The following is a 19,810-nucleotide window of genomic DNA, read 5'->3' as shown; positions in this document are numbered from 1 at the left end:
CCGACGTGACGCTCGCGCGCATCTTCCGTCGCACCCCGTCCCTGCGCACCAGGGTGGCGTTCGCGACGGCGATCGGCGCGGCGATCGTGGTGACCATCGTCGGCACCATCGTGTGGATCGGCATCACCAACGACCGGCTCGAGCGCCTCGACCGGCGACTCGACGAAGCCGCCGGGTTCGCGGTCCCATTCGTGCCGCGCGGCCTGGACCAGATTCCCCCGTCACCCAACGACCAGGACGTCGTCATCACCGTCCGCCGCGGCGAACAGGTGAAGTCAAACTCCCCCGTCGTGTTGCCCAAGCTCACCGGCGACTACGCCACCACCTATATCGACGGCGTCAAATACCGGGTGCGCACCGTGGAACTGCCCTATCCGGATGCCACCACGCTGGCCGTCGGCGCCACCTACGACGACACCATCGCCGATACGAACAGTCTGCACCGGCGGGTACTGATCATCTGTGCGTCGGCCATCGGCGCGGCAGGACTGCTCGGCTGGCTGCTGGCCACCTTCGCGGTGCGCCCCTTTCGGCGCCTCGCCGAGCAGACCCGCCAGATCGACGCCGGCGACGTCGCCCCCGACATCGATGTCAGCGGCGCCAGCGAGGCGATCGAGATCGGCGAGGCGATCACCGGGCTGCTCGGCCGGGTCCGCGCCGAGCAGGACCGCACCAAGGCCGCGCTGGCCTCGGCGCGCGATTTCGCCGCGGTGTCCGCCCACGAGCTGCGCACGCCACTGACGGCGATGCGCACCAACCTCGAAGTGTTGGCCACCCTGGACATGCCCGAGGAGCAGCGCAAAGAAGTGCTCGGCGACGTGGTACGCACCGAAGCTCGGGTGGAGGCCACACTGGGCGCGCTGGAGCGGCTGGCCCAGGGCGAGTTGTCCACCGCGGCCGACCAGGTGCCCGTCGACATCACCGAGTTGCTCGACCGCGCCGCGCACGACGCGATGCGGGTCTATCCCGATCTGGTGGTGTCGTTGGTGCCGTCGCCGACGTGCATCATCATCGGGCTGCCCGCGGGCTTGCGGCTGGCGGTGGACAACGCGATCGCCAACGCGGTCAAGCACGGCGGCGCCACCCGGGTGCAGCTCTCGGCGGTCAGCTCACGCGACGGCGTGGAGATCGCCGTCGACGACGATGGCAGCGGCGTGCCGGAATCCGAACGCACCGAGGTCTTCGAACGGTTCACCCGCGGCTCGACGGCCTCGGTGTCCGGCTCCGGGCTGGGTCTGGCGTTGGTCGCACAACAGGCCGAGATCCACGGCGGCACAGCAGCGTTGGAGACCAGCCCGCTCGGTGGCGCGCGGCTCATACTGCGACTGCCGCCACCCCGCTAAGGGTTGCCCGCCCGCAGCGACAGTAACGCCACGGCGGTTTCAGAGCACATTCACCACCGTGGCGTTACTGTCGGAAACTAGCGGAAGTTCTTGTCCCACTTGTCGAAGCCGGCCGCCTTGGCGGTCTCCTCGTCGAAGAACCAGACCTCGGCGATGGTCTCGTTGTAGGCGGGGCTGTCCGGCGGATGGTAGAGCATCGAATCCGCGTTGCCCTTGATCAGCCAGCCCGCCGGGCCACTGCCACCGTCGCCGGCCTTGGCCGAACCCTTGCCGTACGGGCCAGGCGGCACATCGGCAAGCGAGGCGACCTTGACACCCTTGTCCTTGGCATCCCACCGGGTGAACCCGGCAGCCTGGGCAGTGGGTTCATCGAAGAACCACACCTCGGCGATCGTCTGCTCGTACCAAGGACTTTCGTCCGTGTGATACAGCATGGAATCTTCGTTGCCCTTGATCAGCCAGCCCGCCGGGCCGCTGCCACCGTCGCCGGCCTTGGCCGAACCCTTGCCGTAGGGGCCGGGCGGCACATCGGCGAAGGCCGAGATCGTCGCGCCCTTGTCCTTTGCGTCCCAACGGGTGAACCCGGCGGCCTGGGCGGTGGGCTCGTCGGCGAACCACACCTCGGCGATTGTCTGCTTGTACCAAGGGCTTTCCACCGTGTGGTAGAGCATCGAATCCTCGTTGCCCTTGATGTCGAACCCTGACGGTGCGGCGGCCCCGGCGGCGAGCCGGATCGACCCGGTTCCGTAGGGCTCCTCGAAGTCGCCGGCAGCGAACTTCGCAGCGGCCGCGCCGGTGGCAGCTGCACCCGCGGCCACTGCCCCGGCACCGGCGGCGGACAGCTTCACCTCCGGTACATCGGCGCCTGCACCCTTGAGGCCGCTGGCCCCAATCGCGGCGGACACCGAATGCTTGACCGGTACCTCACGAGTGACCCGGCCGATCACCAGCACCAGGGTCAGGATCAGACCTAGCGCGAAGGCCAGGGCCATCAGCCACCAGTTGACGTCGTGCATCAGCGGGCTCCAATCTCACGTGAGCCGGGCAGGTCGGCGATGGCTTCTTCTTCGCTTGTCCGTTTGATCGTCGCGATGGCGATCAGCCAGGCGACCACCGAGCCGGCGACGAACGCCAGCAGGTACCACAGCCATTGAATGACGAATTCCATGTCGGTTCTCCTAGCTGACCGTGATCTCGACGCGACGGTTCTGTGCACGACCGGCCTCGGTGTCGTTTGTGGCGATCGGGTTCGCCGCTCCAAGGCCGTTGGTGGTGATCTCAGCGGCTGAAACCCCTTGAGAAACAAGGTAATCGCCGACCGACTTGGCCCGGTTGCCGCTCAGCGGGATGTTGATAGAGTCGTTGCCGGTGTTGTCGGTGTAGCCGGTCACCACGATCCTGGCAGTCGGGCACACCTTGATCTTGGCGGCCACCGCGGCGAGCATCTGCTGCGTCGCCGGCGTCAGTGTGAAGCCGTCCGTCTCGAAGTTGATCGGGGCGTTGAGCGCGGCGGCGATATCAGACTGCAGCGAACCGCACCCCCCACCACCGGCCGGCGCAGTGGCCGTCGGAGCGGTGGTGGCGGGGGCCGGGCCCTTGACCGTGATGTTGTTGACAATCGTCACGTTCGGCCAGGCCGCCTTGGCGGCGGCCTCGACCGCGGCTTTGACCTCTTCCGACGGCGCGGTGCCGGTGAGCGTCACGGTGCCACCGGAGAGGTCGAAGTTGAAGTCAGGAATGTCCAGTGCGGCCTTGAAGAGCCCGCCCAGGCCCGAGAAGTCAGGTGCGCTGACACCGGCCTTGATGTTGAGCTTGTCGATCAGGTTCACCCCGGGCCCCAGCGCCGCTTTGAGGCTGTCGAGCAGCGACGCCTTGACGGAGAGGTCCGGAAGATCGCCGGACAGGGTGAAGTCGTTGCCGTTGCGGATGATCGACAGCGGCGCGAAGTTCAGCGACGGCACCGACAGGCTGGGTGCGGTGATGCTGACGCTGGGGGTGCTCACGCTGACCTTGGGCTTGCTGAGCGTTCCCCAGCCGATCAGACCGAGGAGCAGCGGGATCAGTAGAAGACCCAGCAGCCAGCCCAAGCCGGGCGAGCGGCGGAAGTACCGCGATTCGCGCCGCCACTCAGTTGCCGTTGCGCTCACCCGCGCATCATCGGGATCCGTCATCGATTGGCTCCTCCGCCATTGCCGGCGCGTCAATTGTCCGAACCGCTGCACGATATGTGGCTCGAGTGCGCGTTTGGAAGCGAACGGACGAATATTAACTGAATCGTCAGAGGAGGCGAGGGCAAAGTTTCATCTCTTCGCCCGCGAAAACGGAGGTTCAGCGGGTGGCGAGCAGATCTATCACGAAGATCAGCGTCTTGCCCGACAGCTGGTGTCCCGAACCGGCCGGACCGTAGGCCTGTTCCGGTGGAATGGTCAACTGGCGGCGCCCACCCACCCGCATACCGGGGATACCGTCCTGCCAGCCCTGGATCAGGCCGCGCAACGGGAAGGAGATGGACTCGCCGCGATTCCAGGAGCTGTCGAACTCTTCGCCGGTGTCGTATTCGACGCCGACGTAGTGCACGTCGACCACGGCACCGGGAGTGGCTTCATCGCCGTCTCCCACCACGAGGTCTTTGATGACCAGGTCGGTGGGTGCCGGTCCGTCGGGGAATTCGATTACGGGTTTCGTCACCCACTCACCTTAATAGGACCGAGTCGGACGTTTTGGGGTCTTTCGGTCAGGCGCCCGGGGGTTGGAGCCACTCGATCGGCCGCAGCAGGACGATCTCAGGCACCACACAACTTCTCGACACCCGGATGGTCATCCTGATCGCCTCGGCGATGTCGGCGGGGGCGATCATCTCCCCGGGGCTCACGCTGTCGCGGTAGCCGTCGGCCATCGGGGTGTCCACCAGACCGGGGCATATCGCGGTGGCCTTGATGCCGGAGGTGGACAGTTCGTCGTGCAACGCCTCGGTGAACCCGACGACGGCGAATTTGGTGGCCGAGTACGCCGACAGGCCGGCCTCGCCGCGCTTGCCCGCGTTGGAGGCGATGTTGACCACCTGCGCTGTTTTCCGTTGCTGCACCGACTCTTTGAGTAGCCGAAGGCACTTGCCGGTCAGCAGGATCACGGCGCGGACGTTGACCGCGAGCTGCTCGTCGAGGAAATCGGCGGTGACCTCGCCGACCGGCCGCTCGCCGGCTATCCCGGCATTGTTGACCAGTAGGTCCAGCGAGCCGTGCCGCCGCGCATGCTCGGCGACGATCTCGTCGAGGAACGCCTCGGCCGCCAGCGAACCGGCCAGTACGTTGACGGGCGGGCCGGGCACCTGCGTCAGCCCGGAGGCCACCGCTTCCAGCTTTCCAGGGTCGCGACCGACCAGGGTGAGAGAGAACCCCTCCTCATGCAGCATCGCGGCGATGGCCGAACCGATCCCGCCGGATGCTCCTGTGACAATGGCACTGCGCGGTGGGGTTCCCATCAATGAATTACACACGCTCCGAACGAATCTCGCCTGGCGAGCAGATCAGGCGCTGCTGACGGAGCGTTCGACCCTGCCGTCGGTGCCGCGCCGTTCCCGGGCGGTCACGGTGGAGGTGGTCGCCGTGAGCCGGACACGGTCGGCTCGGAAAAGGTCGTAGGCGTACTCGAACGGCCGGTCGGACGCGTCGTGGGTGACGCGGGTGATCGCCACCAGTGGCCGTCTGCTCGGGATCGCCAGCCACTCGGCCTCGCGAGGACTGGCGCTGACCACCTCGATCATCTCCGTCGACGTCGCGGGGGTCAGGCCGTAGCGGACGGCGAGCAACTCATAGATCGAACCGCCCAGCGGCTGCTCGAGAAGGCCGACGACCTGGCCGGCGACGAAGCAGGAGAAGTCGACCGACAACGGCACACCGTCGGCGAACCGCAATCTGCGTATCGCGAAAACCTCGTCGCGGGTGGTGATCTCGAGCGCGGCGGCTTCGGCGGGGGTGGCGGGTCTGCGGTCGGTCGCCAGCACCCGGGTGGCGCTGGTATGTCCACCGCTGCGCAACCGGGCGGGAAGTCCAGCCAGTTCGGCGGCGTTGCGCTCGACGACATCGGCGCGCACGAAGGTTCCGCCGTTGCGGCCGGTGCGCCGCTCGAGCACACCCGCCCGACTCAGGGGCAGCAGGGCACTGCGCAGCGTCGACCGCGACACCGCGAACTGTTCGGCCATCTCACGTTCGGTGCCCAACCGAGATCCGGGCCGCAACGCACCTTGCGCCAGCATCGACAGGATGCGGCGGCGTACGTCCTCGGCGATCGGCCCCCCCTCGGACTCCTCCATCGCTACGGGCTCACGGCGTCCGGGGACTCGGGAAGCACCTGGCCACCGTCGACGGCGATGGCCTGACCGGTGATGTATCCGGCCTCTTTAGTGGCCAGGAACGCCGCGAGATACCCGATGTCCTCCGGCGTGCCCAGTTTGCCGGCCGGGATCGCCCTGGTCATTCCCGCGATGTACTCCTTACCCATGTCGGCGAGACCCTCGGTGAAGATGTTGCCGGGCAGCACCGCGTTGACGGTGATGCGGTGTGGCGCCAATTCGATTGCCGCCGTTCGCATGAAGCCCAGCTGGGCGGCCTTGGAGGCACCGTAGTGCGACCATCCCGGGAAGCCGGTGATCGGCCCGGTGATCGACGAGGTCAGGATCACCCGTCCGCGACCGGAGGCGATGAGCGCATCCAGGCAGGCCTGCACGGTGTAGACGGTGCCCTTGACGTTGACATCGAGCACCTCGCCGAGTTGAACCGGCGTCATCGAGGCCAGCGGCGCCTCGGGGAAGATGCCGGCATTCGCGCACACCACGTCGATTCCGCCGAATGTCTCGCGCACCGTCTCGGCGAGGTTGGCACACGACATCGGGTCGGAAACATCGGCCTGCACACCGAGCACCTTGCCCGAACCGAGGTCGTCCAGTTCGGCCACCACCGTGTCGATATCGGTCGACGAGCGGGCGGCGATGGCCACATTGGCACCCGCCGAGGCGAACACCGACGCGATTCCGCGGCCGATCCCCTTACTTCCACCCGTCACCAGAACCGACGCCGACTGAAGGTCGAACATGACATTCCTTTCTGCCGCAGGGTGATTAGACCCTGGATCCGAAGATCGCATCCTGTAGCCAGGTGCGGTCCTCCAGATAACGCTGCGCCAGCCGGGCCGTGTCCGGGGCGAACTGCTCACCGACGCCGATCGCGGCGTCGGCGTCGTAATGCGAGGCGATCCACGCGGTGAGCATGATCCGGCGCATCATCACGAATGAGGGGATCAACTCGAGGTGGGCGGCAGGGATGGACCCCACCTGAAGGTAGCCGGTGAGCCAGTCGGCGATGATGCGCTCGCCGGCCGGGGTGTCCTCGATGAACGACACCGCCGCCCCCAGGTCGGCCAGATACCAGGACCATCCACAGTCGTCGAAATCGATCACGGTGATGCCCGCCCCGACGTCGGCGGGATCGACCATCAGGTTGGCCAGCCGCAGGTCGGCATGGACCAGGCCGAAACGATCTGGAGCGCAACCGAACTCAGTAAGCTTTGCGGTGATGTCGTCGGAAGCGCGCTGAATCCAGTCCTTGTCAGCCACGGTCAGGCCCGGGGCCAGCCGCCAGTTACCCCAGCGGGCCTCCGGTCCCAGAATCGTCTCCAGGTCCCAGCGGAACCGGGTGAAGCCAGTGGGCGTCGTCCACCCGCGGGCATGGTCGTGCATGACCGCGGTGATACGACCGAGTTCGTCGAATCCCACTGCCTCGGGATCCTCTTCAGCGGTGCAACCGGGCACGAAGGTGACGGCATCGACATGCAGCGCAGTCCCGTCCGCCTCGGCGAGCACCACATCGGAACCGTCGCCCGCGAGGACCAACTCAGGTGTGGTGACCGCAGTCTCGGTGCGCAACGCCTTCATCCAGGCCAGTTCGGAGTGGATCGCGGCAAGTGAGTGGTAGCCGGGCCGGTGCACCCGCAGCACGATGGGCTCGTCGTCCTCCACCAGGTAGGTTGCGTTCTCCGACAGGCTCAGCAGCCGCAATTCGGCGTCAGCGGCACGGCCGTACGCAGGAAGTGCTGCGCGCGCGAACAACTCATGGGTCGGCGGCAGTCCCGGCATGTCGAACAGTGTGGACCATTAACCGCCGCAAAGCAGACCAAATCGGCACATTTAACGTCAGCGTTTCGCAACTGCGGATTCGGAAACATGGCCGAAACACTCCGGCGTGAATCCCGATTGTTCCTGTTGACCAGGCGATCTGGGAGGAGTAACAATGTCGGCGTCGTATCACAGTGTCGTCTTCGACATCACCTCGCTCCCCAGACGCAGCCGCATCTCGGGCCAAACCAGACCAAATATCCTGCGCGACCACCGGTCGTGTTCGAGACGGGAAATCAACAATGAGCGACATCATCGACCCACCTGCCGCGGAGGCAGCCCAAGCCAAGGGCGACGCCGTCCAGCGGCTCAAGCCCAACGCCGTCGGCCTGATCGGCGTCCTGTTCATGGCTGTCGCGACCGCGGCGCCGATCACCGCCATGGTGGGCAACGTACCGATCGCGGTCGGGTTCGGTAACGGCGCATACGCCCCGGCCGGCTACTTCGTCGCCACGATCGTGCTCACCCTGTTCGCTATCGGATACGCCGCGATGAGCAAGCACATCACCGCGACCGGAGCTTTCTACGGCTACATCTCACACGGCCTCGGCCGCATCGTGGGACTGGGCGCAGGATTCCTGACCACGATGGCCTACATGGTCTTCGAGGCGTCGCTGATCGGGATCTTCGCATTCTTCGCCAACGACACCGTCAACAGCCTCTTCCATGTCAACATCTCGTGGGTCGTGTTCGCCCTCGGCATGCTGGTGGTCAACCTGGTGCTGACCTACTTCGACATCAACCTGGCCGCCAAGGTGCTGGGCGTGTTCCTCGTGACCGAGATCCTCATGCTGTCGCTGATGGGAGTCTCGGTGCTGTTCGCCGGTGGCGGCCCGCAGGGCTGGTCGTGGGGATCGCTGAACCCGCTCAACGGCTTCAAGAGCCTCTCGGGCACCGTCACCGGACCCAACGGCAGTGCACTGGCAGTAGCAGGCTCGGCAGGTATCGGCCTGTTCTTCGCATTCTGGTCATGGGTCGGATTCGAGTCCAGCGCGATGTACGGCGAGGAATCCAAGAACCCCAAGAAGATCATCCCGATCGCGGTCATCGGCTCCGTCATCGGCATCGGGGTGTTCTACATCCTGATCTCGTGGCTGGCCATCGTCGGGACCGGACCGCAGAATGCCATTGCGCTGGCGCAGGATTCGTCCACCGCCGGTGACATCTTCTTCGGCCCGGTCGACAAGAACCTGGGCACGTGGGCAGTCGACATGTTCAAGATCCTGCTGATGACGGGATCGTTCGCCTGCGGCATGGCGTTCCACAACTGCGCGGCGCGCTACATCTACGCCCTCGGGCGCGAGAACGTCATCCCCGGGATGCGCAAGACCCTGGGCGCCACCCACCCGGTGCACGGCTCGCCGCACATCGCCGGCCTGTTCCAGACCGTGTTCGCCACCATTGTGGTGCTGTTCTTCGCCATCACCGGTCGTGATCCCTACACCGGCCTGTACGGGCTGATGGCACTGCTCGGCACCACGGCGATCCTGATCGTGCAGGCACTGGCCGCTTTCGCGGTGATCGCCTACTTCCACGTCGGCAAAAATCACCCGGAGACAGCGAACTGGTTCCGCACGTTCCTCGCTCCGCTGCTCGGTGGCATCGGCATGCTCTACGTCATCTACCTGCTCGGCAAGAACGCGTCGTTCGCCGCCGGGACGGCATCCACCGACTGGGTGTTCACCATCATCCCCTACGTCGTCGGTATCGTCGGGCTCAGCGGCATTCTGCTAGCCGTGTACCTGAAGGCCAAAGCCCCGCAACGGTATTCGGAGCTGGGCCGGATCGTCCTCGAGGAGGCACACGAGCGCTGAGTTGCACGGGCCGCGACCAACGAACGACGAAGGAGTAGCAACGTGGGTTTCTCGAACATCATGGATTCCAACAGCTACTCCCCGGATCAACCGCTCGATCCGGCCATCGAATCGTTGGTCGCGGCCCGCGACCGTATGCTCGGCCCGGCCTACCGGCTGTTTTACGAGCGGCCCGTGCACCTCGTCCGCGGCGAGGGCACCCGCCTCTACGACGCGGACGGCGCCTGCTACCTCGACGCGTACAACAACGTCGCCAGCGTCGGGCATTGCCACCCGCACGTGGTCGAGGCCGTCAGCCGCCAGCTGGCCACCCTCAACACCCACACCCGGTATCTGCACGGCACGATCGTCGACTACAGCGAGCGTCTGCTGGCGACCATGCCGGACGAGATCGACCAGGTGATGTACGCCTGCACCGGCTCGGAAGTCAATGACCTCGCCCTGCGGGTGGCCGAAATGCACACCGGCGCAACGGGCGTCATCATCACCACCGACGCGTACCACGGCAACACCGCTGCCGTGACAGCGATCTCGCCGTCCATCGGCGGGGCGACCGCCCTCGGCAAGCACGTGCGTGCCATCGCCCCGCCGGACAGTTACCGGATCCCGGCCGACGAACTGGCGGGCCGCTTCGCCGCCGACGTCACCGCCGCAATCGACGACCTCAGGGCCACAGGCGCAGGGGTGAGCTGCCTGATCGTCGACACCATCTTCTCGTCCGACGGCATCTATCCCGACCCGTCGGTGCTCGCCCCGGCGGTCCAGGCGGTCCGCGACGCGGGCGGGGTGTTCATTGCCGACGAGGTGCAACCCGGATTCGCCCGCACCGGCGAAGCAATGTGGGGCTTCCTGCGCCACGGTGTGGTGCCCGATCTGGTGACGACCGGCAAGCCCATGGGCAACGGCCTGCCGATCGCGGCGATGGCCGCGCGCGCCGGCGTGCTGGAGTCCTTCGCCCGCGGGGTGCCCTACTTCAACACCTTCGGCGGCAACCCGGTCACCATGGCGGCTGCGGCAGCCGTGCTCGACGTCATCGAGGACGAGAAGCTGATGGCCAACGCGGCGAACGTCGGGACCGCGTTGCGCACCGAGCTGGCGGCATTGGGCCGCGACCATCCGCGCATCGGCGACGTGCGCGGCGCCGGACTCTACATCGGCGTCGAAATCATCGATGAGACAGGCGAACCCGACCGGACGGGCGCGAAGAAGATCGTCAACGCGATGCGCGAACATCGGGTGCTGATCTCGGTATGCGGTCGCGACGGCAACGTGCTCAAGGTCCGCCCGCCGCTGGTGTTCTCCGAATCCGACGTCGACTGGTTCTGCACCGCATTCTCCGACGTTCTGCATTCCTCGCACTGACCCCCAGAGCACAGGCACACTGGAGCGGTGGCACACGAATCCAAACCCGGCGACCGGGACACCCTCGCACGGATACACGACCTGGTGGCCCAGGAGCGCGAGCTGCGCGAGCAACTCATCCACCAGGAGATCGATCCATCCGAAGAGCACCGGCGGCTGCGCTCGATCGAAACCGAACTCGACCAGTGCTGGGATCTGCTGCGGCAGCGCCGGGCCCTGCGCGAGACCGGCGGTGATCCGAGCCAAGCCGCGGTGCGCCCACCCGACGAAGTCGAGGGCTATCTCAGCTGAGCACCCGCGCCAGGATTGCCTGCAGGGTGGCGAGGTCCTCGTCGCCGAGCGTGGCAAGGCGATCAGGTGCTGGATCTTCAGTGGCATCCAGCACGGCGACCATCTGATGACCGGCCTCGGTCAGCGACACCAGCTTGCAACGGCGATTCTGCGGGTCGACCTCCCGGATCACCAGGCCGCGGGCTTCCAGATCGTTGACCGCGACCGTGGCCGCCGGTGCGTCGATGGTGGCCATCTCGGCGACCTGCTTCACCGTCATCGGCCTCTTGGCGAGCCGTTTGAGGATGCGGATCCGGCTGAACGGCAATCCCGTTCGCTCGACGACGGCGCGTCGCCAGCCGTCCTTGTTGTCGAGAACCAGTGCTGACAGGGTGCGCCACACCTCGTCAGCCAGGGGGTTAGACACGGGCGGCCCCCACTCGCTGCTGGTCGATCAGCGGTGCCAGCCGTTCGGCGGACCGGTGCGCACGGCTGGATGTCGACGTGATGGCCAGTACGGCGATGACGAGGCCCAGGGCGATGTTGATGAACCACAGCGGCCGCGCCGCCGAGGTGAAGTCGGCGCCCAGCCCGGCCAGTGCCGGCCCCGCGACCGAACCGCACAGCGCCACACCGATACTCACACCGACCTGGCGTGAGGTCGAGGTCACCGCAGACGCCGCGCCCGCGCGGTCCTTGGGCATGCCGCTGACGGCGGCGTTGGTGATGGGGGCATTGACCATGCCGAAACCGATGCCGTACACCGCGAAGATCGCCAGCAGCGCCCACACCGGCGTCGCCGGGGTCAGGAATGTCAGCATCACCGATGCGATGACCATCAGGACGCCGGAGATCAGCAGGGAGGGGCGGGCACCGAAGCGGCCCACGAGCCGGCCGGACAACGGCGAGAAGAACAGCGCCCCGACGGCGATCGGCAGGTAGATCAGCCCGGTGTGCGCAGCGGAGTAGCCGCGCTCACCCTGCAGGTACAGCGACATCATGAACAGGAACGCACCCCAGCCGGCAAAGGCGCACACGGCGGTCACCGTAGCCGACGAGAACGGGATACTGCGGAAGAACCGCAGATCGATGAAGGGGTCGTGGCGGCGCGACTCGTAGCGCAGGAAGGCCACGAAGGCGGCGGCTGCGGTCACGGCGATCGCGAGGATCCGGGGATTGGTCCAGCCCATCCCCGGCCCTTCGATCAGCACGAACACCAGGCCGAACAACGAGAGCACGGCCAGCAGCTGGCCCACCGGATCGATGTCGCGCATGGTCGCCGACTTGGTCTCCGGCACGAAGATGGCCGTCAGCGCGATCGCGGCGGCACAGATCGGCAGGTTGATCCAGAACACGGCGCGCCACCCGACGACCTCGATGAGCAGGCCGCCGACGATCGGGCCGAGCGCCATCGAGATGCCGACGACCGCACCCCAGAACCCCAGTGCTCGGGCCCGCTCGACCCGTCCAACGAAGATCTGCGAAATGATGGATAGCGCAACAGGATTGAGCATTGAGCCGCCGACAGCCTGGATCAGTCGTGCGGCGATGAGCATGGTGATGGTCGGGGCGATGCTGCACAGCAGGGAGCCGACCGCAAAGGTGGCCAGGCCGATCTGGAAGACGCGGCGCCGGCCGAAGCGGTCACCGGTCGCACCGGCGAGCATGAGCAGCGAGGCCAGCACCAGGGTGTAGATGTCGACTACCCACTGCATCTGGGCGGGTGTCGCGTGCAGATCGGCGCGGATCGACGGGATCGCCACGTTGACGATGGTGGCGTCCATCGACACGATCAGCAGGCTCAGGCAGCAGGACGCAAGAACGATGGTCTTGCGTCGCGCACTGAGGTCGCTGACAGTTGCATTCACACAACTATTGTTAAACTACAACTGTCCTGCGGTCAAGTGCGGGCGGCGTCGAACTCGACGAAATGGCGGAAGTCACTCGAACTTCCTCGCCCGAATGTCGGGTTGGGCGAGAAAGATCAGCGGCCGTTGATGGTGACGTAGTCGCGTTCGGTGTAGCCGGTGTAGATCTGCCGCGGACGGCCGATCTTGCTGTTGCCCTCGTCGTGCATCTCGCGCCAGTGCGCGATCCAGCCGGGCAGCCGGCCCAGGGCGAACAGCACGGTGAACATCCGGGTCGGGAAGCCCATCGCCCGGTAGATCACGCCGGTGTAGTAGTCGACGTTCGGGTAGAGCTTGCGTTCGATGAAGAAGTCGTCGGTGAGCGCGATCTCTTCGAGTTGCTTGGCGATGTCGAGCAGCTCGTCGTCGCCGCCGAGCTTGCCCAGGATCTTGTCGGCCTGCTCCTTGACGATGCGGGCGCGCGGATCGTAGTTCTTGTAGACGCGGTGCCCGAAGCCCATCAGCTTCACGCCGTCTTCCTTGTTCTTGACCTTCTTGACGAACGTCTGCACGTCGTCTTCGCCGGTGCGGATCTTCTCCAGCATCTCCAGCACGGCCTGGTTGGCGCCGCCGTGCAGCGGACCCCACAGCGCATTGATCCCGCCGGAGATCGACGTGAACAGGTTGGCCTGGGACGAGCCGACCAGCCGCACCGTCGACGTCGAGCAGTTCTGCTCGTGGTCGGCGTGCAGGATCAGCAGCATGTCCAGCGCCCGGACGATCTCGGGGTCCACCTCGTAGGGCTCGGCGGGCAGGCCGAACGTCATGCGCAGGAAGTTCTCGACGAGGGTCAAGGTGTTGTCCGGGTACAGGAACGGCTGGCCGACGGACTTCTTGTAGGCGTAGGCGGCGATGGTGGGCAGCTTGGCCAGCAGCCGGATGGTGGACAACTCGACCTGCTTGTTGTCCAGCGGGTCCAGCGAGTCCTGGTAATAGGCCGACAGCGCGTTGACGGCGCTGGAGAGCACCGGCATCGGGTGGGCGTTGCGCGGGAAGCCGTCGAAGAACCGCTTGAGGTCTTCGTGCAGCAGCGTGTGGCGCTGAATCTGGGTGGTGAACGCCTCGAGCTGTTCAGTGCTGGGGAGCTCGCCGTAGATGAGCAGGTAGCTCACCTCGATGAAGGTCGACTTCTCGGCCAGCTGCTCGATGGGGTAGCCGCGGTAGCGCAGAATCCCGGCGTCACCGTCGATGTAGGTGATGGCGCTCTTGGTCGACGCGGTGTTCACGAAGCCCGAGTCGAAGGTGGTGTACCCGGTCTTGGACAGCAGCGACCCCAGTGCGATTCCGTCGGACCCCTCCGTCGCGTGGACGATGTCCAGGTCGAGCTCGCCCCCCGGGTACTTCAGGGTGGCGGTGTCGTCGGTTGCGGCCACAAGAACCCCTTCTGCGCTCTTCGACGCCTGCTAAGGCTGTCCGTACTTAGGTGAAGGTAGTCGCTATTGTGCCGACTCGCCCGCGGGGGGCTGGCCCGGGGTGTGCCATGGGGTCCACAACCGCGCGAACAAGGCATATGTCGACTCGATTCGCTCGCACAGAACGCCCGGCTCGATCGGCGGTGCACCAGGTGCACCGAGGCCCGCGCAGGCGACACCCATGAGCACCGCCCAGGTGTCGAAGAGGATCCGCAACGCCGGGTCGGTGACCGCCACACCCATGCGACGCGCGACGGCGGCGAACACCGGATGCTGAGGTCCGTCGGGCCGATAGGAGAAGGCCGACAGGCCGATCGCCGGCGCCGTGCCGAGGATCTTGAGCAACAAGGTCATCCGGTCGAACACGACGGGGTCGGGTTCGCGGCCTTGGCGGCCGCGGAACGTCTCGACACTGGCCCGCATGAGGGCCTCGTGTTCGGTGATGTCCAGGGGTTGATGGGCCAGCGTGGCGGCCACCCCGTCGGCGACGTCGGCGATGACGGCGACGACGACCGCTTCCTTGGTCGGAAAGTAGCGGCTGAAGGTTCGGGCCGAGACGTCGGCGGCTGCGGCGATCTGGTCGACGGTGGTGTTGTCGTAGCCCTGTTCGACGCACAACTTCGCCGCCACGTCGATCAGCGTGGCGCGCGTGCGTTGCTTCTTGCGTTCCCGTAACCCAGAAGCGCCGTTGTTCATCTCACCGGCCACGTCCGACCAGCCCCTCGCCTCACAGCGTCCCTTAAGTCAGCTGGTCGAGGGTATGCCGCGACTATCGCCGATGGCGGCAATATCACCGTATTGATGGCACCGCCACACGGCCCGGCTAGCGGGCTTGCGCCGGCCCGACGCGATAGCGCACGAAGGCCGGAACCGCCGCCGAGGCGAGCAGCACACCGACCACGACGAGCCCTCCCCCACCGGCCGCGGCGATCGTCGTGCCCACCGCGGCGGCCGCCGCACCGTGCACCGTGTCGGCCAGCCGGGGGCCGCCCGCGACCACCACGAGGAACACCCCCTGCAGCCGGCCCCGCAGGTCGTCGGATGCCACCTCTTGCAGGATGGTCGACCGGAAAGCTGCTGACACCATGTCAGCTGCCCCACCAATTGCCAAGAACACCAACGCAATCCACATCACAAGACCGCCATGCCCGCCAGCCAGCCCGCCGGCCACCCCGAACCCGGCCATCGCCACACCCCAGACGACGATCGCGACGATCACCGCCAGTCCCTGTCGGCGAACCCGCGGGAACCAGCCGGAGAACACCCCGCCGGCGACGGCACCGAACGACATCGCGGCAGCCAGCAGAGCCATCGTGGTGCCGCCCGCGACCGGCCCACCGAAGCTCTCGTGCGCCATCTGCGGGAACAACGCCCGCGGCATTCCGAAGATCATCGCGATCAGGTCGACGACGAACGACATCAGCACCACCCGGTTTCCGGCCAGGTAGCGAAATCCCTCGAGCACCGCGCCGATGCCCCAGCGGGAGGTCCCGTCGGAGTCGGCCGCCCCTGTTGCCGGCATGGGCGCGAGCCGGAACGTCACCCAGATCGGCAGCAGGCAGGTGATCGCGTCGATCAGATACAGCGTCGACAGGTCGACCCAGCGCAGCAGCAGGCCGGCGAGCAGCGGACCGACGATCGCCCCGAACTGCTGCACCGTCATGTTCAGCGAGTTGGCCGCGGGCAGCTGATCGATCGGAAGCATGCGGGGTATCGCTGCGCCGCGGGTCGGCGAGTTGATCGCGAAGAACGCCTGCTGCACCGACAGCAGGACGAGCACCAGCCAGACGTTGTTGCACTGCAGCTCGGCCTGCAACCACAGCAGGACCGAGGCCACCGCCAGGCCGCACGAGGCGATGATCAGGAGCAGCCGGCGATCCATCGCGTCGGCCCAGGCCCCGCCGAGCAGACCGAACACGATCAACGGCACGAGCGCGAACAGACCCGACAGTCCCACGTACGCGGAGTTCTGCGTCAGGACGTAGAGCTGCACGGGCACCGCGAAGATCGTGAGGTTGCCCCCGATCACCGTGACGATGCCGGCCAGCCACAACCGGCGGAAGTCCGGCGTTCGAAGCGGTGTGGTGTCGGCGAAGAACTGGAGCCGCCGGTCCGGCGACATCGGATCGCGCCGCCGCACGGCTAGGGCTGCAGCCGCTCGACCACGTTGCCGGTTACCCGAATTCGGTTGTGGATCCGGTTCTCCCGGCCCTGCCAGAACTCGACGACCTCCGGCGCGATGCGGTAGCCGCCCCAGTGCGGGGGCACCGGCACCTGCTCGTCAGCGGCGAAGCGCGCGGTCACCTCGGCCAGCTGGTCGAGCAGTTCGGAGCGCGACCCGATCGGCCGCGACTGCGCCGAAGCCCACGCGCCGAGTTGGGAGCCACGGGGACGTTTGGACCAGTACTCGGCGGTCTCCTCCGCACTGACCTTGGTGACCGAGCCGCGGATGTGAACCTGGCGGCCCAGCGCGTACCAGGGGAACGTCACCGACGCATAGGGTGTGGCGGCCAGGTCGGCGCCCTTGGCGGAGTCGTAGTTGGTGTAGAAGGTGATGCCGGTCTCGTCCACGCTCTTGCACAGCACCGTCCGGCTGACCGGCCTGCCGCCCTCGACGGTGGCCAGCACCATCGCGTTGGGTTCGGCTACCCCGGCCGCTTCCGCATCGGCAATCCACCTGTGCAACAACGCAAGCCAGCCGTCGGCCAGCCAGTCGACGTCGAGGTCGGTGCTGCCGTCCTTCTCGACCGACCCGTACTCCACCCGCATCGCCGCCAGGCGATCACCCGCTGGAAATTCCACGCTCATACGGTACGCCGCCGGCGGCGGGCAGATAGTTACCGGCCGGTAGCGACAGGCCTGTGCCCGAGTGGAACAATCCACCTATGACGCTGGTACCGGAAGACTTCGCACCCGGCCTGGAAGGCGTGGTGGCGTTCACCACCGAGATCGCCGAACCCGACAAGGACGGGGGCGCGCTGCGGTATCGCGGCGTCGACATCGAGGATCTGGTGCACAACGGCGTGACCTTCGGCGACGTCTGGGGGCTGCTCGTCGACGGCCGATTCGGCGACGGCCTGCCGCCGGCCGAACCCTTCCCGCTGCCCATTCACACCGGCGACGTCCGGGTCGACGTGCAGGCCGGTCTGGCCATGCTGGCGCCGATCTGGGGCTACCGGCCGCTGCTGGACATCGACGGCGAGACGGCCCGGCAGCACCTGGCGCGGGCCTCGGTGATGGCCCTGTCCTACGTCGCCCAGTCGGCACGCGGCATCTACCAGCCGGCCGTGCCGCAACGCGTCATCGACGAATGCTCCACCGTCACAGAACGATTCATGACCCGCTGGCAGGGCGAGCCGGACCCGCGGCACATCGCCGCGATCGACGCCTACTGGGTGTCGGCGGCCGAGCACGGGATGAACGCCTCCACGTTCACCGCGCGGGTGATCGCCTCCACCGGAGCCGACGTCGCCGCCGCGCTCTCGGGAGCGATCGGTGCGATGAGTGGACCGCTGCACGGCGGCGCGCCCGCCCGGGTGATCCCCATGATCGAGGAGGTTGAGCGCACCGGAGACGCCCGGACCGTGGTCAAGAACATCCTCGACAGCAAAGAGAAGCTGATGGGCTTCGGTCACCGGGTGTACCGGGCCGAGGACCCACGGGCGCGGGTGCTGCGGGCCACCGCCAAACGGTTGGCCGCCCCCCGCTACGAGGTGGCCGCAGCCCTGGAGCAGGCCGCCCTGGCCGAGCTGCGGGAGCGTCGCCCGGATCGGGCGATCGAGACCAACGTCGAGTTCTGGGCTGCGGTGATCCTGGACTTCGCCAAGGTGCCCGCCAAGATGATGCCGGCGATGTTCACCTGTGGCCGCACCGCCGGCTGGTGCGCCCACATCCTCGAGCAGAAGACACTGGGCAAACTGGTGCGGCCGTCGGCGATCTACATCGGCCCGGCACCGCGCGCAGCGGAATCGGTCGAGGGCTGGGACCAGATTTCCCACACGCCCAGCTAGCCGGCGCAGCGCTCACGACCCGAACGCCGAGCCCCGTTCTCGATCCAGATACGTATCAGCCTTGTTGCGCAGGCAGAAGATGTAGATCACCAGCGACACGGCGATGCAGACCGTCACATAGCCGATGAACAGCGGCACCTGGCCCTGCGCCTTGGCCGCCTGGTAGATCAGCGGCGCCGTCCCACCGAAGATCGAGTTCGCCAGCGCATAGCCGACCCCCACCCCGAGTGCGCGCACCTGCGCCGGAAACAACTCCGACTTCACCAGCGCGTTGATCGACGTGTATCCCGTCAGGATCACATAGCTCACCGCGACCAGCGCGAAAGAAGTCAGCGGCGAACGGGTTTGGGGCAGAAATGTGATCAGCACATACGTCCACACCACGCCGCCGACACCGAAGAACACCAGCATCGGCTTGCGTCCGATCCGGTCGCTGATGAGCCCGCCCACCGGCTGCAGCACCATCAACAAGATCAGCCCGCTCAGGTTGATCCATGTCGCCGTCATGCCCTCGCCCTTGTAGGCGGTCTTGACGATCGCAGGCGCGTTGACGCTGTAGGTGTAGAAAGCCACCGTCCCGCCCAGCGTGATCAGGAAGCACAGCAGCAGTGGCCGCCAATAGTGGGTGAACAGCGCCCGCATCGAACCCGCCGCAGGGTCCTTTCCCGCCTTGGCGGCCTCGATGACCTCCGGGGACAGCGACTCGTCCATCGTGCGGCGTAGCCAGAACACCACTACCGCCGCCACACCGCCCACGGCAAACGCGATGCGCCAACCGAATTCATGCAACTGCTCATCAGTGAGAACCGACTGCAGGATCAGCAGCGTGAACTGCGCCAGCACGTGCCCACCGACCAGCGTCACGTACTGGAACGACGAGAAGAACCCGCGCCGCTCCCGGGTCGCCGCTTCCGACATGTACGTCGCCGATGTGCCGTATTCACCGCCGGTCGCGAAACCCTGAACCAGCCGGGCCACGATCAGGATGATCGGCGCCGCCATTCCGATCCGCGCCTGCGACGGCACCAGCGCAATCACCAGCGAGCACAGCGCCATCAGCGACACGCTCACCGTCAGTGCCGCACGCCGGCCCCGCCGGTCGGCGAACCGGCCGAAGAACCACGCCCCGACGGGCCGCATCACGAAGGTGATCGCGAATATCGCGTACACGTAGACCGTCGAGTTCTTCTCGGACTCGTCGAAGAACTGGCCCTCGAAATACGTTGCGAAGACGGTGTAGACGTAGACGTCGTACCACTCGACGAGGTTGCCCGACGACCCCCGGATCGTGTTCCAGATCGCCCGCCGGGTCTCGGCGGCGCTCGACCGCACCACTGTCGTGGTGGTCATCGTCGACCTCCCTGTGTCAAGCCCCGAACCGTACTCCAGTGTGGGCTGTGTACCGCGGGTGAGCGATGAAATTCGCCCGCCCGCGATGCCTCCCCGATGACGCCCCCGGCCGCTCCTAACCGACAGGAGGATCCCCATGACGATCGATGTTCAATCCGCAGCGTCGCCGCGCC

At 66.7% G+C, this 19,810-nt stretch carries 20 protein-coding genes; 5 read left to right on the top strand and 15 right to left on the bottom strand.

Translation table 11 applies throughout. The features are described 5' to 3' along the window. The first annotated feature begins 5 nt into the window (after positions 1–5). Positions 6–1,343: a HAMP domain-containing sensor histidine kinase gene (locus HBE64_RS03540; RefSeq protein ID WP_167097821.1), complete on the top strand. Its 1,338-nt coding sequence runs from the start codon at positions 6–8 to the stop codon at positions 1,341–1,343. 77 nt (positions 1,344–1,420) lie between these two features. On the opposite strand, the gene HBE64_RS24590 is transcribed toward HBE64_RS03540, so the two are convergent. The 8 genes from HBE64_RS24590 to HBE64_RS03495 form a co-directional block, all read right to left on the bottom strand. After that, positions 1,421–2,359, bottom strand: a complete 939-nt coding sequence (locus HBE64_RS24590; RefSeq protein WP_243841484.1) for a hypothetical protein — start codon at positions 2,357–2,359, stop codon at positions 1,421–1,423. Further along, positions 2,359–2,511: a hypothetical protein gene (locus HBE64_RS03525; RefSeq protein WP_167097819.1), complete on the bottom strand. Its 153-nt coding sequence runs from the start codon at positions 2,509–2,511 to the stop codon at positions 2,359–2,361. Before HBE64_RS03525 ends, HBE64_RS24590 begins: the two co-directional genes overlap by 1 nt. Before the next feature lie 10 nt (positions 2,512–2,521). Then, positions 2,522–3,514, bottom strand: coding sequence for an OmpA family protein (locus tag HBE64_RS03520; protein ID WP_243841483.1), 993 nt, complete (start codon positions 3,512–3,514; stop codon positions 2,522–2,524). Between the two features lie 157 nt (positions 3,515–3,671). Continuing rightward, positions 3,672–4,031: an FKBP-type peptidyl-prolyl cis-trans isomerase gene (locus HBE64_RS03515; RefSeq protein ID WP_167097817.1), complete on the bottom strand. Its 360-nt coding sequence runs from the start codon at positions 4,029–4,031 to the stop codon at positions 3,672–3,674. Positions 4,032–4,077: 46 nt separating this feature from the next. Continuing rightward, on the bottom strand, positions 4,078–4,824 hold the full coding sequence (locus HBE64_RS03510) for an SDR family oxidoreductase (protein WP_167097815.1): 747 nt from the start codon (positions 4,822–4,824) through the stop codon (positions 4,078–4,080). Positions 4,825–4,869: 45 nt separating this feature from the next. Next, positions 4,870–5,655, bottom strand: a complete 786-nt coding sequence (locus HBE64_RS03505; RefSeq protein ID WP_167097813.1) for a GntR family transcriptional regulator — start codon at positions 5,653–5,655, stop codon at positions 4,870–4,872. A gap of 2 nt (positions 5,656–5,657) precedes the next feature. Beyond that, positions 5,658–6,434, bottom strand: a complete 777-nt coding sequence (gene fabG, locus HBE64_RS03500; protein WP_167097811.1) for a 3-oxoacyl-ACP reductase FabG — start codon at positions 6,432–6,434, stop codon at positions 5,658–5,660. A 25-nt stretch (positions 6,435–6,459) separates the two neighbouring features. Then, positions 6,460–7,473: a phosphotransferase enzyme family protein gene (locus HBE64_RS03495; protein ID WP_167097809.1), complete on the bottom strand. Its 1,014-nt coding sequence runs from the start codon at positions 7,471–7,473 to the stop codon at positions 6,460–6,462. A 281-nt stretch (positions 7,474–7,754) separates the two neighbouring features. Between HBE64_RS03495 and HBE64_RS03490 the strand changes: the two genes are divergently transcribed. Genes HBE64_RS03490 through HBE64_RS03480 form a run of 3 tightly spaced genes read left to right on the top strand, consistent with a single transcriptional unit; the run spans position 7,755 to position 10,979 of the window. Continuing rightward, on the top strand, positions 7,755–9,326 hold the full coding sequence (locus HBE64_RS03490) for an APC family permease (protein WP_167097807.1): 1,572 nt from the start codon (positions 7,755–7,757) through the stop codon (positions 9,324–9,326). Positions 9,327–9,368: 42 nt separating this feature from the next. Next, positions 9,369–10,688: an aspartate aminotransferase family protein gene (locus HBE64_RS03485; RefSeq protein WP_167097805.1), complete on the top strand. Its 1,320-nt coding sequence runs from the start codon at positions 9,369–9,371 to the stop codon at positions 10,686–10,688. Positions 10,689–10,715: 27 nt separating this feature from the next. After that, positions 10,716–10,979, top strand: a complete 264-nt coding sequence (locus HBE64_RS03480; RefSeq protein WP_167097803.1) for a DUF2630 family protein — start codon at positions 10,716–10,718, stop codon at positions 10,977–10,979. Here HBE64_RS03480 and HBE64_RS03475 read toward each other — a convergent pair. From HBE64_RS03475 to pdxH, 6 genes are all read right to left on the bottom strand, one after another. Continuing rightward, on the bottom strand, positions 10,972–11,385 hold the full coding sequence (locus HBE64_RS03475) for a MarR family winged helix-turn-helix transcriptional regulator (protein WP_167097801.1): 414 nt from the start codon (positions 11,383–11,385) through the stop codon (positions 10,972–10,974). The genes HBE64_RS03480 and HBE64_RS03475 overlap by 8 nt on opposite strands. Next, positions 11,378–12,826, bottom strand: a complete 1,449-nt coding sequence (locus tag HBE64_RS03470) for an MFS transporter (protein ID WP_167097799.1) — start codon at positions 12,824–12,826, stop codon at positions 11,378–11,380. The genes HBE64_RS03475 and HBE64_RS03470 overlap by 8 nt, the downstream gene beginning before the upstream one ends. Before the next feature lie 116 nt (positions 12,827–12,942). Next, positions 12,943–14,238: a citrate synthase gene (locus HBE64_RS03465; protein ID WP_167097797.1), complete on the bottom strand. Its 1,296-nt coding sequence runs from the start codon at positions 14,236–14,238 to the stop codon at positions 12,943–12,945. Between the two features lie 63 nt (positions 14,239–14,301). Continuing rightward, positions 14,302–14,985 carry a TetR family transcriptional regulator gene (locus tag HBE64_RS03460; protein ID WP_243841482.1) on the bottom strand — a complete coding sequence of 228 codons (684 nt, stop codon included), beginning with the start codon at positions 14,983–14,985 and terminating at the stop codon, positions 14,302–14,304. A gap of 115 nt (positions 14,986–15,100) precedes the next feature. Then, positions 15,101–16,399: an MFS transporter gene (locus HBE64_RS03455; protein WP_167097795.1), complete on the bottom strand. Its 1,299-nt coding sequence runs from the start codon at positions 16,397–16,399 to the stop codon at positions 15,101–15,103. A gap of 20 nt (positions 16,400–16,419) precedes the next feature. Continuing rightward, entirely contained in the window at positions 16,420–17,046 is a 627-nt protein-coding gene (gene pdxH / locus HBE64_RS03450; protein ID WP_167108581.1) for a pyridoxamine 5'-phosphate oxidase, read from the bottom strand. 116 nt (positions 17,047–17,162) lie between these two features. Here pdxH and HBE64_RS03445 point away from each other — a divergent pair, with 116 nt between their 5' ends. Beyond that, positions 17,163–18,287 carry a citrate synthase 2 gene (locus HBE64_RS03445; RefSeq protein ID WP_167097793.1) on the top strand — a complete coding sequence of 375 codons (1,125 nt, stop codon included), beginning with the start codon at positions 17,163–17,165 and terminating at the stop codon, positions 18,285–18,287. A 12-nt stretch (positions 18,288–18,299) separates the two neighbouring features. On the opposite strand, the gene HBE64_RS03440 is transcribed toward HBE64_RS03445, so the two are convergent. After that, positions 18,300–19,637 carry an MFS transporter gene (locus tag HBE64_RS03440; RefSeq protein WP_167097791.1) on the bottom strand — a complete coding sequence of 446 codons (1,338 nt, stop codon included), beginning with the start codon at positions 19,635–19,637 and terminating at the stop codon, positions 18,300–18,302. Positions 19,638–19,810: the final 173 nt, after the last annotated feature.

Origin of the sequence: Mycobacterium sp. DL592 (genome assembly GCF_011694515.1) — a bacterium.
Classification (GTDB): domain Bacteria; phylum Actinomycetota; class Actinomycetes; order Mycobacteriales; family Mycobacteriaceae; genus Mycobacterium.
Note: the sequence above shows the minus strand (reverse complement) of the source record. Positions and strands in the feature narration are given on the sequence as shown.

Coding starts and splice junctions, on each gene's coding strand:
- HBE64_RS24590 (WP_243841484.1), bottom strand. CDS start 2,359: ATGCACGACGTCAACTGGTGGCTGATGGCCCTGGCCTTCGCGCTAGGT.
- HBE64_RS03525 (WP_167097819.1), bottom strand. CDS start 2,511: ATGGAATTCGTCATTCAATGGCTGTGGTACCTGCTGGCGTTCGTCGCC.
- HBE64_RS03520 (WP_243841483.1), bottom strand. CDS start 3,514: ATGACGGATCCCGATGATGCGCGGGTGAGCGCAACGGCAACTGAGTGG.
- HBE64_RS03510 (WP_167097815.1), bottom strand. CDS start 4,824: ATGGGAACCCCACCGCGCAGTGCCATTGTCACAGGAGCATCCGGCGGG.
- HBE64_RS03505 (WP_167097813.1), bottom strand. CDS start 5,655: ATGGAGGAGTCCGAGGGGGGGCCGATCGCCGAGGACGTACGCCGCCGC.
- fabG (WP_167097811.1), bottom strand. CDS start 6,434: ATGTTCGACCTTCAGTCGGCGTCGGTTCTGGTGACGGGTGGAAGTAAG.
- HBE64_RS03495 (WP_167097809.1), bottom strand. CDS start 7,473: ATGCCGGGACTGCCGCCGACCCATGAGTTGTTCGCGCGCGCAGCACTT.
- HBE64_RS03490 (WP_167097807.1), top strand. CDS start 7,755: ATGAGCGACATCATCGACCCACCTGCCGCGGAGGCAGCCCAAGCCAAG.
- HBE64_RS03455 (WP_167097795.1), bottom strand. CDS start 16,399: ATGTCGCCGGACCGGCGGCTCCAGTTCTTCGCCGACACCACACCGCTT.
- pdxH (WP_167108581.1), bottom strand. CDS start 17,046: ATGCGGGTGGAGTACGGGTCGGTCGAGAAGGACGGCAGCACCGACCTC.
- HBE64_RS03445 (WP_167097793.1), top strand. CDS start 17,163: ATGACGCTGGTACCGGAAGACTTCGCACCCGGCCTGGAAGGCGTGGTG.
- HBE64_RS03440 (WP_167097791.1), bottom strand. CDS start 19,637: ATGACCACCACGACAGTGGTGCGGTCGAGCGCCGCCGAGACCCGGCGG.